Genomic DNA, 16,934 nt, shown 5'->3' with positions numbered 1-16,934 from the left:
GCGCGTGCCAGGCGGCGAAACTCCAAGATCCAACCTCATCCGAATTGCCCGGATCCTGGGCTGTTTCGATCACCTGAACAGTCCGAGGCCCACGCATGAGATCCTGAACGCCGTCGGCATGGGCCGGTCGACCGGGTTCGGGCTTTTGAGAGCCCTGACCTTGCGGGGCTGGCTTGAAAGGGTCGATCACGGGTCGCTCAGGCTGGGGCCAAAGGCCGCCGGACTTGCCTATGTTCCGCTTGAGTCCGTTGACACCGCGCTGCCGGGCAGCACCGCAGCGCTGCCACTGGACAAAACAGCTGCGGATTCCCCTCACGCCGTCACCGAATGGGATGCGCGCCTGTTCGAAACGGTCTCCACGCATGGCTACAAAAGGCCGGCTCCATTCCGTATCGGCTTTGCCAACGCATCGCTTTCCAACGAGTGGCGCAGGGCAATGTTTGAAAGCATGCGCTATGCGGAACGGCTGCACGCGGACCGCATCGAAACCTTTCTGGTCAGGGAGGCCGGCGATGATGCCCGGGTACAGGTGCATCAGATAGACGAACTTGTCGAAAGCGGGCTTGATCTGCTCCTGGTCAGCACGACCAACGCCCATTCCCCCTTGCTGGACCGTAAATTGAAGGATGTTGCAGATGCGGGGCTTCCGGTTGTCGCGGTCGACCGCCGCCCGCGCGATCCCTCATCCTTGGTCTCATTCGTGACGGCCTCGGATCGGCGTATCGGGCGCATCAGCGCGGTGTGGCTGGCGGAAAGGCTGAAGGGTGCCGGCCGTATCTGGATGCTGTCCGGTCTGGAAGGCGCCAGCCCGGCAATGCGGCGCCAATCGGCGGCGTTCGCCGGCTTTTCCGAATTTCCCGGTATCCAGATCGAAGCGGTGACCTACACGGACTGGACAGAGGAGGGTGGCCGCAATGCGGTACAGCGTCTGTTCGAACAGGGAGCCAACACCCCGGATGGCATCTGGTGCGACAGCGGTCTGCAGGGGGTAGGGTCCCTGAAGTTCTTCATCGAGAACGACCTTGCCGTGCCCGCCCACACAGGGGGAGATCTCAACCAGATGTACAAGCTCGCGCTCTATCACAAGGTTCCGTTCGTCGCGCTCGACTACCCGGCGGCGATGGGGGCCAGGGTTGTCGAGGTGGCGCTGGATATCCTTTCCGGCAAATCCGTACCGCGCAGGGTGGAAGTGCCGGTTCCCATCGTTCTTCCGCGTGGTATGGAGACGGCAAGCGTCCGCGCGGATACCTGGGCGGAACGGCACGTGGGCTGGGACCTGCCCGGAACGGCAATCCTGTCCCAGGGGCCGAGCCTGCGCGGATTGCGGTCGGACGGGGAGAACAGGCAAGGGTCGCGACATGGATAAGGCCGACACACCTTACGACAAGGCCATCGATATCTTCGAAGGGCTCGTTGAGCAACCGCTCCAGAAGGTCGTCTCCGGACCTCTTCCCCTTGCGCGTTCGGTCGGGCTGGCCACGACATCGGGGTACAGAGCCGTTGCCATCGCGGAGAGTGAAGGTCTGTTGGGCAGGTCGACCGGCGGGGCGTATCTGCGTGGTCCGTCGACACTGGCGACCGGGCTGTCCGCGCTCGGTTTTGGTGAATTTGCGCTTGTGGCCGAGCCTGTGCTCATCCAACTGCGGCAATCGACCCGGCTGACAGCCTTCCTCGCCGTCCTGAGCGATGGGGCATGCGCGATCGGTCCGTTTTCCAGCGGACGCGGTATCACTTTCGTGACGCCGCAGCGGCACTACAACCTGTTGATCCCGCCTTCCTTCGATGCCGAGAGGCTCGCCGAGGTTTCTCTTGTTCATCAATTCGAGGCGGTCGCGGCACAGCGCGCCGTGATCTCCACTGTCTCGCAACGCCAAGACCGGCGGTGCATCGTGGGTGTTTTGCTGCCGGGCACCCGGGACGTGACCGGAAACGAGCTTCGTTCAAAGCTGGCCAAAGCGGCGGATCTTCTTTGTTCGCATGCGGAGAAACCGGAATGAACGACTTGAACGAGCGCGGCTTGTGGAATCAGCAGTTCCGGTTCTCCGACGTTCTGGAGGACTTTGACGAATGGCTCCGGTGGCGGGACGCCGCGAGCCGCGCGGCAGCGCGGTCGCTGTCATTCGAACGCTTCGCCTACGGCGCGCATGACCGGCAGTGGATCGAGACCACGGAGTGCGGCCCTGTTCAAAGCCGTGTCGTGCCGGTCTTCATTCACGGAGGTTATTGGCGCAGTTTGAGCGCAGAAGATCATCGGTGCGTGCTGACCGGTCTGTCTTCGCTGGGAAACACATGCGCGAATGCCGAATACCGGCTGATGCCCGAATTTCGCTTGAACGACCTTGTCAGCGATGCGGGTTCCGCCCTCGGCCGACTTGCAGAACTCTATTCCGGTGACACGCGATTCCTGCTGGTCGGACACTCTGCTGGCGCGCATCTGGCGGTGAGTATCGCGCTCAGGGCCGGGTTGACCGACCGGCTCGCCGGTGTTGTCGCGATCAGCGGCGTCTACGATCTAGCACCCGTCGCCAAATCTTTCCTGCAGGATGAAATCAGGCTGACCGATGAAGAGATCCGCTCGCACAGTCTGATCGGTGCCTCGATCGGCACGCCGCTCCTTTGTGTTGTCGGCGGAGATGAGACCGACGAGTTCCAAGGGCAATCCCTTGCGATGTCCGAAAGCGCCGGGGCGGGGCATCTCATCGTGCGCGGAGCGCACCACCTAAGCATCCTCGCCGATCTGAATTCGCAAAAAAGCCCCTTGATTGATGCGCTTGGCGTCTGGTTAATGAGCGCCAGCCATCCTGCAGAAGTGGACACGATATCATCATGACCTCTCAACTGAACCTGCCGGGCGACGGGATTTTCGTATTCCGGGTCTGGCGGCCGGACCTGTCCGGCCCCAGTCTTTGCGTGTTGCGCGGCGATACCCTGATCGACATTACCTGTGCAGCGGTGCCCACGATGCGGGATCTGCTCGAACTCGAAGACCCTGCCGGCTGGGTCTCCGATGCTGATGGTGTCGCGATCGGGACATTTGATGAAATCGCGGCCAATTCGGTCGAGAGTCCCCATCCGGCGCGGCCCTGGCTGCTCGCTCCGGCCGATCTTCAGGCGATCAAGGCCTGTGGCGTCACCTTCGCGTTCTCGATGCTGGAACGGGTGATCGAGGAGAAGGCGAAGGGGGACCCGGCGAAAGCGGAAACCATTCGCGCGCGCTGTCATGCGATCATCGGAGACAGCCTCAGGTCAGTGACCCCCGGGTCCGAAAAAGCGGCACAGCTCAAGGAAGCGCTGATTGCGGAGGACGTCTGGTCGCAGTATCTGGAAGTCGGTATCGGACCGGACGCGGAAGTCTTCACCAAGGCGCAGCCGACGTCCGCCGTCGGCTACGGGGCTTCGGTCGGCCTGCACCCGGTGTCCAACTGGAACAACCCGGAGCCGGAAGTGGTGCTGGCGGTCGACAGTTCCGGAACGGTCAAGGGGGCGACGCTCGGAAACGACGTCAATCTGCGTGATGTGGAGGGCCGCTCTGCGCTGTTGCTGGGCAAGGCCAAGGACAACAATGCGTCCACATCCATCGGTCCCGCGATCCGGCTGTTCGATGCCACCTTTTCGATCGACGATGTGCGCCGTCTCGAATTGGATCTGAAAGTATCGGGCACGGACGGATTCGAGCTGTCCGGTCACTCCACCATGACGGAGATCAGCCGGGACCCGCTCGACCTGGTCGGTCAGACACGCGGGCGGCACCACCAGTATCCCGACGGGTTCCTGCTGTTCCTGGGAACGCTGTTCGCGCCGACCGAGGATCGTGACGCCCCCGGCGAGGGTTTCACCCACAAGCTCGGCGATATCGTCAGCATTTCATGTGCGCAGCTCGGCACGCTGCGCAACACTGTCCGGCTCTCGACCGAGTGCCCGGAATGGTCGTTCGGAACAAGCGCACTGATGCGCAACCTGTCAAAACGCAATCTAATCTAGGGGACAAGCGGCATGGTAACGGGCAAGAATCTCATCAACGGCGAATGGGTCTCGGGCGAAGCGACGTTTCAGTCGCAGCCGGCCGACGGAGCTCCAAACAGTTTTTCAGAGGCGTCGGTTGAAGACGTCGACCGCGCGTGCCGTGCCGCGGACGAGGCTTTCGAGGTATTCAGCACCACGAGCGATCAGGAAAGAGCTGCTTTCCTGAACAAGATCGCAGACGAAATCGAGGCGCGGGGCGCGGAGCTGACCGAGATCGGCGGTCAGGAAACGGCTTTGCCTGCCGCCCGTCTCGAAGGCGAGCGCGGCCGCACGACCGGGCAGTTGCGGTTGTTCGCCGAGACGATCCTGAAAGGGGACTACCTGGACAGGCGCCACGACGGCGCGCTGCCGGACCGTCAGCCGCTGCCGCGTCCCGAACTCTTCCTGGTGCAAAGACCGATCGGACCGGTTGCCGTTTTCGGCGCGTCCAATTTTCCGCTGGCATTCTCCACGGCAGGCGGCGACACGGCATCGGCCTTTGCCGCCGGTTGCCCGATCGTCGTCAAGGGACATCCGGCCCATCCCGGCACGGGCGAACTGGTTGCACAGGCCATCGATGCCGCGGTGAAAGCCTGCGGGCTTCCGGGGGGCACGTTCGGCTTCCTGCAGGGCACCACGCTCGCGCTGGGTCAGGGCGTCGTGCAGCACCCGCTGATCAAGGCGGTCGGCTTTACCGGGTCCCTGAGGGGCGGGCGCGCGCTTTTCGATCTGTGTGCCGCGCGGCCGGAGCCGATTCCCTTTTTCGGTGAACTCGGCAGCGTCAACCCGGTTTTCCTTTTGCCGGGCGCCATGGCGTCGCGCGCAGAGGCGATCGGAGAAGGCTGGGCAGGGTCACTCACAATGGGCGTCGGACAGTTTTGCACCAATCCCGGCGTCGTCGTCGTTCATGCCGGAGAGCAGGCTGACAGCTTCGCGGAAAGCGCCGTCACAGCGCTACAGGCGGTGGGCACGCAAACCATGCTGACCGACGGGATCGCAAGCGCCTGCCGCGACGGACAAGGCCGGATCGGCGCCGTTGCCGGCGTCGAAACGCTGCTCAGCTCGGTCAGCGACAACCGGGGTGCAACGCCCGCCGTCTACCGGGCCAGTGCCGAGACCTTTGTCGGAAACCGCGACTTGCAGGAAGAGGTTTTCGGACCCGCCGGTGTGATCGTCACGGTTCGGGACGACGCGGAAATGCGGTCGGTTGCGCGCTGTTTCGAAGGACAGCTGACGGCCACGCTGCAAATGGACGAAAGCGACGCGCCCCTGGCGAAGTCGCTCATGCCGATCCTGGAGCGCCGCGCGGGCCGGATCCTGGCCAATGGCTTCCCGACCGGAGTGGAAGTCGCCGAAGCCATGGTTCATGGCGGACCCTACCCGGCTTCGACCAACTTTGGCGCGACGTCCGTCGGCACGATGGCAATCCGCCGCTGGCTGCGGCCGGTCTGCTATCAGAACCTGCCCGCAGACCTGCTGCCAGATGCGGCCAAGGGCTGATTTCAATTGCCGCCGGCGCTCTGCCGGCGGCGCTGTTTCGGAAATTGCGCTAACCGCGTCCCACGAAGGGCATGTTCGTCGCCATCACGGTCAGGGTGAGCACATTGGCGTCGAGCGGCAGGCTGGCCATATAGACCACGGCGTCGGCGACATGGGCCGGATCCATAGTCGGTTCCGGCGCCAGTTCGCCGTTTGCCTGGGGAACACCACCGCTCATCTTTGCCGTCATGTCGCTGGCCGCATTGCCGATGTCGATCTGGCCGCAGGCAATGTTGAATGCGCGTCCATCCAGAGACGTCGATTTGGTCAGCCCGGTAATGGCGTGTTTTGTCGAGGTGTAAGGCGCTGAATTCGGCCGGGGCGTCGTCGCCGAAATCGAGCCGTTGTTGATGATGCGTCCGCCACCGGGCTCCTGCGCCTTCATGAGCTTGAAAGCCTGCTGCGTGCAGAGAAACGCGCCCGTCAGGTTCGCCGCGACCACGTTGCTCCATTCCTCGAAGCTGATCTCCTCCAGCGGAACGGGGGAATTGCCGATGCCGGCATTGTTGACGAGGAGGTCCAGCCGTCCGAATTCGGCGCGCAGCTTTTCAAAAAGTGCACTGACCGATCCGGGGTCGCCGACGTCGCATGTCATCCAGGAAACCTTGTTTCCTGTCTCGCGCTCCAGGCCTTCCGCCGCAGAAGCCAGAACCTGATCGCGCCGGCCCGTGATGACCACATGCCAGCCTGCCGCGCTGAGACCCTTGGCGACCGCCTTGCCGACACCTGTGCCGCCGCCGGTCACGAGGGCGATCCTGTCGGCAGTGCTCGTTGAAGTCTCGGTCATGGGATTACGCCTTCCAGTTCGTCTTCGATATGGATCTTGATGATGTCGTCGAAACTCGCTTCCGCCTCGAAGCCAAGTGCCAGTGCACGTTGCGCATCAAAGTTCCTTGGCCAACCGGAGACGATTTTCCGGATGTCCGGGTCCGGTTCCCGGCGGATAAGGTTCGCGGCTTTCGCGCCGGCAACGCGGCGCAGGGCCTCGATCTGTTCACCGACAAGGGCCGACAGTCCCGGCATGGTCAGGTTGCGCCGCACCCCCAGCTGCGATGTGTCGAGACAAGCTGCATGCGCACAAAAGCCGACAGCGGCGCGCGGACTGGCAAACCAGTGGCGGACGTCGTCTTCAACGGGCAGAACGGCTTCCTGGCCGACGAGAGGCTCGCGCAGGATGTTGGAGAAGAACCCCGAGGCAGCCTTGTTCGGTTTTCCGGGCCGGATGCAGATTGTCGGGAGACGGATGCCGATCCCGTCCAGGAAACCCTTGCGGGAATAGTCGGCCAGGAGCAGTTCGCAGATCGCCTTTTGCGTGCCATAGCTGGTCAAGGGCGTTGTAAAGAAGTCATCGCCGATCCTGTCGGGAAACGGCTCGCCGAAGACGGCGATCGAGGACGCGAACACAAAACGCGGGCAATAGGGCTCCCGGGCGGCTTCGCTGCGAATGGCTTCGAACAGGTAGCGCGTTCCGTCCATGTTGATGGCGTAGCCCTTGTCGAACTCGACCTCCGCTTCGCCCGAGACGATTGCGGCCAGGTGGAAGACGAGATCCGGTCTGCCGGCAACGAGCGACACCGCGTCTTCCTGCCTGGCAAGGTCCACCGTCCGGGTGGTCGAGATTGCCTGAAGCGGTGCCGGCACTGTTGGTTCAATGACATCGGCAAGGGTGAGGCTTTCAACCTCGGTGCCGAACAAAGCCGGATTTTCGGCAAGTCTTGCAACAAGTTTCCGTCCCACCATGCCGGCTGCGCCGGTCACAAGTACACGCATCTTCCTCAGTGCTCCTCCAGTGGTGTCTTGCGAAGCTGCCGCTGCAAAACACGTCATTTGCCTGTCCGGGAAATCCGCTTCGTGAAAAAGCTGTCCGCTTTTACCAAGTTGCCGCCGGCAATTCCAACTTTCTGTGCTAGCCGGTTTCAGGGAGGCGATCAGGACCGCACGGACGCGATCGATCGTCCCGACCGTGCGCGGGATTTCCATCTTTGACGTGCAAACCGGCCCGGCTTGCGCTCACGCCCGAAGGGCAACGGTGGAGCGGAGGCCTTCGCGCAAGACTTGGAAGAGAGATCCGCCAAAGGAGCGCCCGGCGAACAGGCGATAGTGCGTGTCCGTCTCCAGACAGAGAATGAAACAACCGATGTGTTCGATGGCGGTTCTGAGGGCGGCGCCCTCGGAGAGCAGTGCGGTGTCCGCGTGCATCAGGCGTTCGAAGACGCCGGAAAGGTCCGGTCCGGACACATCCAGGCATACCCAGCCGTCATTCTGCTCGGTGACCGACGCAGTGTCCTGAAGAACCGATTTCAGTCCGGAGGCGAGATGCTCACGGGTTTCGTGGTCAGCGGCAATCATCCACTGGTCCCTGCCGATCCAGAAGGCGGTGTGGTCTGCACCTTGCCGAAATTTACCGGGTGGCGGCAGATCCGTTCCGAGGATATCCGAAAGGCGCGCCGCTGCCGCGTCTTCCTTGCCGGTTCTCACGGCAACCGAAGCAAGTGCGAGGCCGGGCTCGACGCCCAATTTGAAATCCTTGAGAGTGAAACGGGTCTCACCCGTTTTCGAACCCGGTACGGATTGGGTCAGTTTGTAGTCAGGCACGCAGACGCTCTCCTTCCGGATCGATGAAGTGGGGGCTGACGACCTGCGCGCGCATCGTCATGCCTTCAATCGGGTTGGCAACGACGATCTTCTCCCCGTGGCGCGTGTCGCCCCGTTCCAGGAATGCCAGCGCGATCGGCCTTTCCATGTGCGGGGAATAACAGGCCGAAGTCACCCAGCCCTGGTCGCTCGCGGGATCGTGCTCGGCACCATCGTTGAACAGATGCCCGCCCGCCGGGATGGACGTGTCTTTTTCAGATGCGATCAGGCCGACGAGGCGCAGGCCGTTTTCGTCGGAAAGTCCATCGCGTCCGGACAGGACGGTGCCGATGCTGTCCTTCTTCCGGGACACCATTCGGCCCAGTCCGAGATGGGCAGCCGAGGTCTGGCCGTTCAGTTCATTGGCCGTCGCGTGGCCTTTCTCGATCCGCAAGACGCCGAGGGCCTCAGTGCCATAGGGCGTGACATCGAACTCCTCGCCGGCCGCCATCAGGACCCGCATGAGGCTGTCGCCATAGCGGGCGGGAACGGCAATTTCATAGGCCAGCTCACCGGAAAAGGAGATCCGGAACAGGCGTGCCCTGGTGCCGCCGCAGACCGTGAGATCCGCGCAGGCCATGAACGGAAAGGCCTCGTTGGAAATATCGAATTCCGGGTCGACGATCTTGGCAAGCAGGTTGCGTGAATTCGGGCCGGCCACGGCATATTGTGCCCAGGCCTCGGTGGTTGAAATCAGCTGTACATCCAGCTGCGGGCACAGGCACTGGCGGACGAATTCCATGTGACGGTAGACGCTAACCGCGTTGGCCGTCGTCGTGGTGACGACAAAATGATCTTCGGCGAGGCGCGCTGCCGTGCCGTCGTCCATCGCGAGACCGTCCTCGCGCAGCATCAGTCCGTACCGCACCTTGCCGACGGGCAGCTTGGCGAAACCGTTGCAATAGACCCTGTTCAGGAACGTTGCCGCGTCGCGGCCCTGAACATCGACCTTGCCGAGCGTGGTCACGTCGCAGACACCCACAGACCTGCGGACCGCCAGCACCTCCCTGTCGACGCTGTCGCGCCAGTGCGTCTCGCCTTCGCGGGGGAACCACTGCGCACGCAGCCACAGGCCTGCTTCTGTGAAGATTGCGCCCTGTTCGGTGGCCCAGTCGTGACTTGGTGTGGTGCGCACCGGCCGGAAGTGTTTGCCCCTGGACCGGCCCGCCAGCGCGCCGATCGCAACGGGCGTATAGGGCGGCCGGTAGATCGTCGTGCCGGTTTCCTCGATGGTCCTGCCGATCAGTTCCGCCATGAGGGCGAGGCCGGCGACATTGGCTGTCTTGCCCTGATCGGTTGCCATTCCGAGCGTGGTGTAGCGCTTCAGGTGCTCCACCGACCGGAAACCTTCCTGATGCGACAGGCGGATATCCTTGACCGTCACGTCGTTCTGGAAATCGATCCAGGCGCGTCCCTTGCCCTCGCCAGTGTGCCAGAAGGGGGACACGGATACTGGACTGTCTTCGCATGCGGGTATGGCAAACGCAGCGGCGGTCATGCCGAGATTCCGAAGCGCATTGCCGGATGCGTGCGCGCCCTCCCGGAAAGCATCTGCTGTTGCGAACGCGCCGTTGGCAGCCCCTGCGACCTGCAGTCCGGCCGGCAGGAATTCCGGCGGCACGAATGCGGAAATGTCAGGGTTCCAGACCGGGCGGCCGCGTTTGTGCGAGGTCAGGGAGACAGCCGGATTCCAGCCGCCCGAAACACCAAGGGCTCCGCACGCGAACGTCCGGATGGTCCCGTCTGCGAGGCGGACGGTGACCTCCGACAAGGCGCGCCGCCCGGAGGCGTCGATGACCTTTGCTCCGGCCAGCAACTCGTAGTCACCGAATTTGGGCGCCTCCGGCCGGACATCGATCACGGCTTTCACATCCAGTCCTTTTGCGATCAGGTCCAGCGCCGTGCGGTGGCCGTCGTCATTATTCGTGAAGATCGCGGTCTGCATGTCGGCTGCAACGGCCCAGCGGTTGGCATAGGCCCGGATGGCGCCCGCCAGCATGATGCCGGGCCTGTCGTTGTTTTCAAAGGCGATCGGCCGTTCGGTGGCGCCCGCGCACAAGATCATCTGCCTTGCGTAGATCCGCCACAGGATCTGGCGCGGCAGGGCGGCGTCCGGATCGGCCAGGTGATCGCTGACCCTTTCCAAAGCGCCATGTATGCCGTGATCAAAGGCACCGAACACCGTTGTCCGTTTCATGAGGCGGACATTCTTCAGGCTCTGCAGTTCGTCCAGTGCCGGTTTCAGCCACTCGGAACCGGGCTGCCCGTCAACCTCGTAGGTTTCTGCATTCAGCCGTCCGCCAAATTCAAAATCCTCGTCGGCGAGGATCACCCGTGCACCCGAGCGGCCCGCCGTGAGCGCAGCTGCAAGGCCTGCGGGTCCTGCGCCTGCGATCAGGATGTCGCAGTGAAGAGCCCCCTTGTCATAGATATCCGGGTCCGCCTCGCCGCTCGCCGCGCCAAGGCCGGCAGCGCGGCGGATGGCCGGTTCATAGAGCTTTTCCCAGAACGCCTTCGGCCACATGAAGGTCTTGTAGTAGAAGCCGGCCGTCAGAAAACTTGAGAAGAGGTCGTTGACACCCATCAAGTCGAAGGCAAGCGAAGGCCACCTGTTCTGGCTTTTCGCGACAAGTCCGTCGAAGAGCTCTGCGGTGGTCGCACGCGTGTTGGGTTCCCGCAGCGCGCCTTCACGCAGTTCCACAAGCGCATTCGGTTCCTCCGACCCGCTGGTCAGGATCCCGCGCGGGCGGTGATACTTGAAGCTTCTGCCGACGAGCTTGACGTTGTTCGCCAAGAGCGCCGAAGCAAGCGTGTCGCCCTTGAAGCCGGTATAGGTCCTGTCGTCGAAGCGAAAAGAGATTGCCGCGGCGCGGTCCAGCAGGCCGTTCTGGAGACGGTTGATCTGGCTCATCGGCTGCCCGCCTTTTCCAAGGCGAGGTTGCTGGCAAATGCAACATCCAGGATCTCATGTGTCGTGGTATCCCGCGTGACGACAAGCCAGGAGCGGTCGCCCTGTTCATGGAACCAGAGTTCACGATGGGCTCCGGCCGGATTGTCGCGCAGATACTGGTAGGTGAAAAAGGCAGCGTCTGCGTTTTCGGCCTGCCAGTCCGGACGGTCCAGAAGCGAGGCGTCGCCGAGATAGACGAATTCCTCTGCATCTCTCGGACCCAGGAGCGGATGTGGAATGATCATGCGGGCATGTCCTGAATTTTCTGCTTCCACAGGGCTCTGAGCTCGGCTTCAGAGGCCCCTTGTTCGTAAATCGGTGACAGGAGCGGCTTGCAGGCGGCGACCTCGATCAGGACAACCGCATTGAACATTCCGGTCAGATCCGGCCAAAGCGCTGAGAAGTGCGGGAGCAAGCGCTCGAAGGTTGCCGAGCCCTTGCTTTCCAGGCGTGCGGTCCCGCGCAGCCGAATGCCCTTGCGCGACAGGATGTCGACGAAATTGACCTCCACCCCGGGCCGGACCCGGATGTTGCGCACCGTGTTCGGAGACCGCATTTCGGCAAAGGCGATCGTCTCATGATCAACGACGATGAACGTCCCCTTCGGTGACAGGTTCACCTGCCCATCGGCGTCGGCAGTGGCGACAAATCCAAGGCGCCATGTTTCGATCAAGTTACGCGCCGCTTCCGTGATCATGGCAGGGTTCCTTCCCTCAATGGAGGTTCGGCTGGGCGCCGACCCCTTTTTCATCGATCATCAGGCCCTTTTCGAACCGGTCGAAACGGAATGCTGTCGCGCATTCATGCGGCTGGTCCGTTGCCAGAAGATGCGCGAAAGTGAAGCCGGAGGCCGGGGTTGCCTTGAAGCCGCCGTAGCACCAGCCGCCATTGAAATAGAGACCTTCGATTGATGTGCGGTCGATGATCGGAGAGCCGTCCATGGACATGTCCATGACGCCGCCCCACTGGCGCAACAGGCGCACCCGCCCGATCATCGGCATGATCGCCATGCCGCCCTCGCAGACATCTTCGACAACGGGAAGATTGCCGCGCTGGGCATAGGAATTGTAGCCGTCGATGTCACCGCCGAAAACCAGGCCGCCCTTGTCCGACTGGCTGACATAGAAGTGCCCCGCACCGAACGTGATGACACCCGGTATCAACGGCTTCAAACCCTCCGAGACGAAGGCCTGCAGCACGTGGCTTTCAATCGGGAGACGCAGGCCGGCCTGTGCCATCACCCGGCCGGAAGAGCCCGCGACCGCAACGCCGACCTTTCGTGCTCCGATGAACCCGCGCGTTGTGTCGAGGCCGGTTACCCTGCCGTCCTCGATCCGGAAGCCGGTGACTTCGCAATTCTGGATGATGTCGACCCCGTGCCTGTCCGCGGAGCGGGCGTAGCCCCACGCCACGGCATCATGCCGGACCGTGCCGCCGCTGCGGTGCATGAGAGCCCCCTTGATCGGAAACCGTGCATTGTCGAAGTCCAGGAACGGCGCTTCGCGCCGGACCGCTTCAGCGTCCAGAAGCTCCGCATCGGTGCCGTGCAGGATCATCGCGTTGCCGCGCCGGCGGTAGGCGTCGCGCTGCCCGTCGGTGTGAAACAGGTTCATGATGCCGCGCTGGCTGACCATGGCATTGTAGTTGAGGTCCTGTTCCAGACCTTCCCAGAGATCCAGCGAGAACTTGTAGAAGCGCTCATTGCCCGGAAGCAGGTAATTGGCGCGGATAATGGTTGTGTTCCGGCCGACATTGCCGCCGCCGATCCAGCCCTTTTCCAGGACGGCGATGCGCGTCTTTCCATAGACCTTGGCAAGGTAATGCGCCGTGGCAAGACCGTGCCCGCCGCCGCCAATGATGACAATGTCGTAGCCGGATTGCGGGTCCGGGTCGCGCCAGGCAGGTTTCCAGCCCTTGTGACCCGTCAGCGCTTCCCGAATGACCCTGAAACCTGAATAGGACACCGCTTCCTCGCTTTCATTTCAGCGAAGTGTGCCGGAATGTAAAAACAAAAATCTCCCAAATATGTCATATTCTATGCAAATAATGACGCGCACAAATGGTTTGCAGGAAAGACGATGATCGGCTGGAATGAGAAAGCTATCGGGTTTGTCCTTGTCGGCGGGTATGCGCTCATGCCGGCAACATCCGCGATCGAGCCGTTGCGGGCCGCCAATCTCCTGAGCGGCAGGAGCCTTTACCGTACGCGCCTGTTTTCGCAGGAAGGCGGTTGGATCGCGTCGTCTTGCGGCGGAGCCTTCGAGACCGAGCCGCTGTCAAGCGCGACCGGTGACCTCGATATCCTGTTCGTGGTTGCCGGTGGCGACCCGCTGGCGCAGCCCGGAAGCGCACTCTTGTCTCACCTGCGTGCCTTGAGCGTTCACGGGGTGCCGCTTGGTGGGATCTCCGGTGGCGCCGTTTTTCTTGCAAAGGCCGGCGTGATGCAGAACCGGCGCTTCACTGTTCACTGGGAGTACTACGAGGAACTGCAGGCCTTGAGCGACAGGTTCCTGATGGAACGCAGACTGTTCGTGATCGATCGGGACCGGTACACCTGCGCAGGTGGTGTTGCACCGCTCGACATGATGCATGCCATCATCCGGTCCGATCACGGTGCAGAGCTCGCCAAGTCGGTCAGCGACTGGTTCATCCACACCGGCATTCGCAGCGCGGAGGATCCGCAGCGCCTGGAATTCGCGGACAGCAGGCAGGCGTTTCATGCCAGTGTCGATGCCGCCGTCGAACTGATGGAAACGCACATCGCGGATCCCCTGTCGCTCGAACAGATCGCGATGCTCAGCGGCAGTGGGCCGCGCCAGTTGCAACGCCGGTTCGACCAGCAATTCGGCTGTCCGATGATGCAGGTCTACATGAGACTGCGTCTGAAGAAGGCGGATGAACTCATTCGCAAGACCAGGCTGAGCTTCATGGAGGTGGCGCTCGCCACCGGCTTTTCCAACCAGAGCCATTTCGGCAAGGTGTTCCGGAACCATTTCGGCATAACGCCGCGCGACCGCCGCAAGCAGGCGGCCGGGGAATTCATCAGCGAAGTGACCGCGTTGAGCTGAGCGCCGCCGTCAAACGCCGGCGCCGGGATCGCCAGCCTTCACTCAGATATCCAGCGTGTTCTGCCGCTCCCACTCGGTCAGATGCGAAGCATAGGAATTCCACTCGTTCTGCTTCAGCTTGAGATAGGCAGCCGAGAAGTCCTCGCCCATCGCGGCCTTCAGGACTGCGTCGCCGTCATAGGCACGCAGCGCGTCGAGCAGGTTGAGCGGCAGGCGCGGGGCATCCTTGACCAGATGTCCTTCGGCATACATGTCGATGTCATGGCGCTGGCCCGGGTCGGACTTGTTCTCCAGTCCGTTGAGACCGGCGGCGATCACGACAGCCTGAAGCAGGTAGGGATTTGCCGCTCCGTCCGGCAGTCGCAGTTCGAACCGGCCGGGGCCGGGTACGCGAACCATGTGCGTGCGGTTGTTGCCCGTCCAGGTGATCGTGTTCGGTGCCCACGTGGCGCCCGACGTGGTGCGCGGCGCGTTGATCCGCTTGTAGGAATTCACCACCGGATTGGTGATCGCGGCGAGGCTTTCCGCATGCGCCATGATGCCACCGAGGAAATGCAGACCATCGGCGGAAAGGCCGAGTTCCATGGTGTCATCGGCAAAGGCGTTCGCCGTGCCGGCCTCGTTCCAGACCGAGACGTGGCAGTGGCAGCCGTTGCCGGTCAGATGCTTGAACGGTTTGGGCATGAAGGTTGCCCGGAGCCCGTGTTTTTCGGCAACGGATTTCACCATGAACTTGAAGAAGGAGTGCTTGTCGGCCGTTTTCAGGGCGTCGTCGAATTCCCAGTTCATCTCGAACTGGCCGTTGGCATCTTCGTGGTCGTTCTGGTAGGGGCCCCATCCGAGTTCCAGCATGTAGTCGCAGATCTCGGAAATGACATCGTATCTGCGCATGACGGCCTGCTGGTCGTAACAGGGCTTTTCCGCCGTATCCAGCGGATCGGAGATTTCCGATCCATCGGGCAGGATCAGGAAGTATTCTGCCTCGACGCCGGTCTTGACCCTGAGGCCTTGCGTCCCCGCTCTTGCGACCAGCCGCTTGAGCGTGTTGCGCGGCGCCTGCTCGACCTCTGCATCGTCCATGACGCAATCTGCCGCGACCCAGGCGACGTCCTTCTTCCAGGGAAGCTGGATGACCGAGGAAGCATCGGGGATCGCGAACAGATCCGAGTTCGCCGGTGTCATGTCCAGCCACGTCGCAAATCCCGCGAAGCCTGCGCCTTCCGCCTGCATGTCGGCAATGGCGGCAGCGGGAACCAGCTTGGCACGCTGGTAGCCGAAGAGGTCGGTGAAGGAGATCATGAAGTACTTGACCCCATTCTCCTTCGCAAACTGAGATAGATCGATGCTCATGGATACTCCTCGTTCCCGATTGGAAAGGTGTATTTTCTTATGGTCTTTCGTTGATCTAGAAGGTCTTCTTGCCCGGGATCCAGTCGGTGCCCGCCAGCGGTACGCCCGCCATCGCCGCCGATTCAATCGTCAGGGCGCACAGATCTTCCGGTTCCAGGTTATGGACATGGTTCTTGCCGCAGGCGCGCGCGATTGTCTGGGTCTCCAGAGTCATCACCTTCAGATAATTGGCAAGACGCCGTCCCGCGGCAACCGGATCGACCCGCTTCATCAGGTCAGGGTCCTGCGTGGAAATGCCTGCGGGGTCCTGGCCTTCGTGCCAGTCGTCATAGGCCCCGGCCGTTGTGCCGAGTTTCCGGTAGTCCTCCTCCCAGCGCGGGTCGTTGTCGCCGATGGCAACCAGCGCGGCCGATCCGATCGAGACCGCGTCCGCGCCGAGCGCCAGCGCCTTGGCCACGTCCGCACCGTTGCGGATGCCTCCCGAAATGACAAGCTGGACTTCCCGGTGCATGCCGAGGTCCTGAAGCGCCTGTACCGCCGGACGGATACAGGCGAGCGTCGGCTGGCCGACATGTTCGATGAAGACTTCCTGGGTGGCCGCGGTGCCGCCCTGCATGCCGTCCAGAACGACGACATCCGCCCCGGCCTTCACCGCAAGGGCCGTATCGTAGTAAGGCCGCGCACCGCCGATCTTGACGTAGATCGGCTTTTGCCAGTCAGTGATTTCGCGAAGTTCGTGGATCTTGATTTCCAGATCGTCCGGACCGGTCCAGTCCGGATGCCGGCAGGCCGACCGCTGATCGATCCCCGTCGGCAGGGTGCGCATTTCCGCGACACGGTCGGATATCTTCTGGCCCAGAAGCATGCCGCCGCCGCCGGGCTTCGCGCCCTGGCCGACAACGACCTCGATCGCATCGGCGCGCCTGAGATCGCGCGGGTTCATGCCGTATCTTGAGGGCAGATACTGGTAGACGAGCAGTTCGGAATGGCCGCGCTCTTCCTCGGTCATGCCGCCGTCGCCGGTCGTCGTGGAGGTGCCGGCCAGCGTTGCGCCGCGTCCGAGGGCCTCCTTCGCGGGGCCGGACAGGGAGCCGAAGCTCATGCCCGCGATCGTGATCGGGATCTTGAGCTCGATCGGCTTCTTCGCGAAGCGCGTCCCGAGCACCACATTGGTGTTGCAGGTCTCGCGGTAGCCTTCCAGCGGATAGCGCGACATGGACGCGCCGAGAAAAAGCAGGTCGTCGAAATGCGGAACCTTGCGCTTCGCGCCGCCGCCTCGGATGTCGTAGATCCCGGTCGCGGCAGCGCGGCGGATTTCGGATAGCGTGTAGTCGTCAAAGGTCGCGGACGGGCGCGGGGTCGTGATCGGCTTGTTGGTTGACATGGCTGGC

The 16,934-nt window shown here is 62.7% G+C and carries 15 protein-coding genes; 6 read left to right on the top strand and 9 right to left on the bottom strand.

From position 1 onward, the window contains the following. The first annotated feature begins 4 nt into the window (after positions 1–4). From ACO07N_RS06780 to ACO07N_RS06760, 5 genes are read left to right on the top strand one after another with little or no spacing between them, the layout of a single operon-like run. Positions 5–1,366: a substrate-binding domain-containing protein gene (locus ACO07N_RS06780; protein ID WP_421980292.1), complete on the top strand. Its 1,362-nt coding sequence runs from the start codon at positions 5–7 to the stop codon at positions 1,364–1,366. Further along, the gene (locus ACO07N_RS06775) at positions 1,359–1,997 is read left to right on the top strand and encodes a hypothetical protein (RefSeq protein ID WP_421980291.1); all 639 of its coding nucleotides are present in this window, start codon (positions 1,359–1,361) and stop codon (positions 1,995–1,997) included. Before ACO07N_RS06780 ends, ACO07N_RS06775 begins: the two co-directional genes overlap by 8 nt. Beyond that, positions 1,994–2,830, top strand: coding sequence for an alpha/beta hydrolase (locus ACO07N_RS06770; protein WP_421980290.1), 837 nt, complete (start codon positions 1,994–1,996; stop codon positions 2,828–2,830). Before ACO07N_RS06775 ends, ACO07N_RS06770 begins: the two co-directional genes overlap by 4 nt. Further along, the gene (locus ACO07N_RS06765) at positions 2,827–3,981 is read left to right on the top strand and encodes a fumarylacetoacetate hydrolase family protein (RefSeq protein ID WP_421980289.1); all 1,155 of its coding nucleotides are present in this window, start codon (positions 2,827–2,829) and stop codon (positions 3,979–3,981) included. Before ACO07N_RS06770 ends, ACO07N_RS06765 begins: the two co-directional genes overlap by 4 nt. A 12-nt stretch (positions 3,982–3,993) precedes the next feature. Further along, on the top strand, positions 3,994–5,502 hold the full coding sequence (locus ACO07N_RS06760; RefSeq protein WP_421980288.1) for an aldehyde dehydrogenase (NADP(+)): 1,509 nt from the start codon (positions 3,994–3,996) through the stop codon (positions 5,500–5,502). Positions 5,503–5,551: 49 nt separating this feature from the next. Here ACO07N_RS06760 and ACO07N_RS06755 read toward each other — a convergent pair whose 3' ends face one another. From ACO07N_RS06755 to ACO07N_RS06725, 7 genes are all read right to left on the bottom strand, one after another. Beyond that, positions 5,552–6,328: an SDR family oxidoreductase gene (locus ACO07N_RS06755; protein ID WP_421980287.1), complete on the bottom strand. Its 777-nt coding sequence runs from the start codon at positions 6,326–6,328 to the stop codon at positions 5,552–5,554. After that, a complete protein-coding gene (gene denD / locus ACO07N_RS06750; RefSeq protein ID WP_421980286.1) occupies positions 6,325–7,311 on the bottom strand; it encodes a D-erythronate dehydrogenase in 987 nt (328 codons plus the stop codon). The genes ACO07N_RS06755 and denD overlap by 4 nt, the downstream gene beginning before the upstream one ends. Positions 7,312–7,551: 240 nt before the next feature. Beyond that, entirely contained in the window at positions 7,552–8,136 is a 585-nt protein-coding gene (locus ACO07N_RS06745) for a sarcosine oxidase subunit gamma (protein WP_421980285.1), read from the bottom strand. Then, on the bottom strand, positions 8,129–11,086 hold the full coding sequence (locus ACO07N_RS06740; RefSeq protein WP_421980284.1) for a sarcosine oxidase subunit alpha family protein: 2,958 nt from the start codon (positions 11,084–11,086) through the stop codon (positions 8,129–8,131). The genes ACO07N_RS06745 and ACO07N_RS06740 overlap by 8 nt, the downstream gene beginning before the upstream one ends. Further along, entirely contained in the window at positions 11,083–11,370 is a 288-nt protein-coding gene (locus tag ACO07N_RS06735; RefSeq protein WP_421980283.1) for a sarcosine oxidase subunit delta, read from the bottom strand. Before ACO07N_RS06735 ends, ACO07N_RS06740 begins: the two co-directional genes overlap by 4 nt. Continuing rightward, entirely contained in the window at positions 11,367–11,822 is a 456-nt protein-coding gene (locus ACO07N_RS06730; protein ID WP_421980282.1) for a pyridoxamine 5'-phosphate oxidase family protein, read from the bottom strand. The genes ACO07N_RS06735 and ACO07N_RS06730 overlap by 4 nt, the downstream gene beginning before the upstream one ends. A gap of 16 nt (positions 11,823–11,838) precedes the next feature. Continuing rightward, positions 11,839–13,089: a sarcosine oxidase subunit beta family protein gene (locus ACO07N_RS06725; RefSeq protein ID WP_421980281.1), complete on the bottom strand. Its 1,251-nt coding sequence runs from the start codon at positions 13,087–13,089 to the stop codon at positions 11,839–11,841. Between the two features lie 114 nt (positions 13,090–13,203). Between ACO07N_RS06725 and ACO07N_RS06720 the strand changes: the two genes are divergently transcribed. Further along, positions 13,204–14,193 (top strand): GlxA family transcriptional regulator, encoded by a 990-nt coding sequence (locus ACO07N_RS06720; RefSeq protein ID WP_421980280.1) that lies wholly within the window; start codon positions 13,204–13,206, stop codon positions 14,191–14,193. 42 nt (positions 14,194–14,235) lie between these two features. Here ACO07N_RS06720 and glnT read toward each other — a convergent pair whose 3' ends face one another. Then, positions 14,236–15,543: a type III glutamate--ammonia ligase gene (glnT, locus tag ACO07N_RS06715; RefSeq protein ID WP_421980279.1), complete on the bottom strand. Its 1,308-nt coding sequence runs from the start codon at positions 15,541–15,543 to the stop codon at positions 14,236–14,238. A 55-nt stretch (positions 15,544–15,598) separates the two neighbouring features. Continuing rightward, a complete protein-coding gene (locus ACO07N_RS06710) occupies positions 15,599–16,927 on the bottom strand; it encodes an FMN-binding glutamate synthase family protein (protein ID WP_421980278.1) in 1,329 nt (442 codons plus the stop codon). Between the last annotated feature and the right edge of the window lie 7 nt (positions 16,928–16,934).

It is taken from the genome of Roseibium sp. (assembly GCF_965229775.1).
In the GTDB taxonomy this organism is placed as follows: domain Bacteria; phylum Pseudomonadota; class Alphaproteobacteria; order Rhizobiales; family Stappiaceae; genus Roseibium.
The sequence above is the reverse complement of the archived record's forward strand: the minus strand, read 5'-3'. Positions and strand labels throughout refer to the sequence as shown.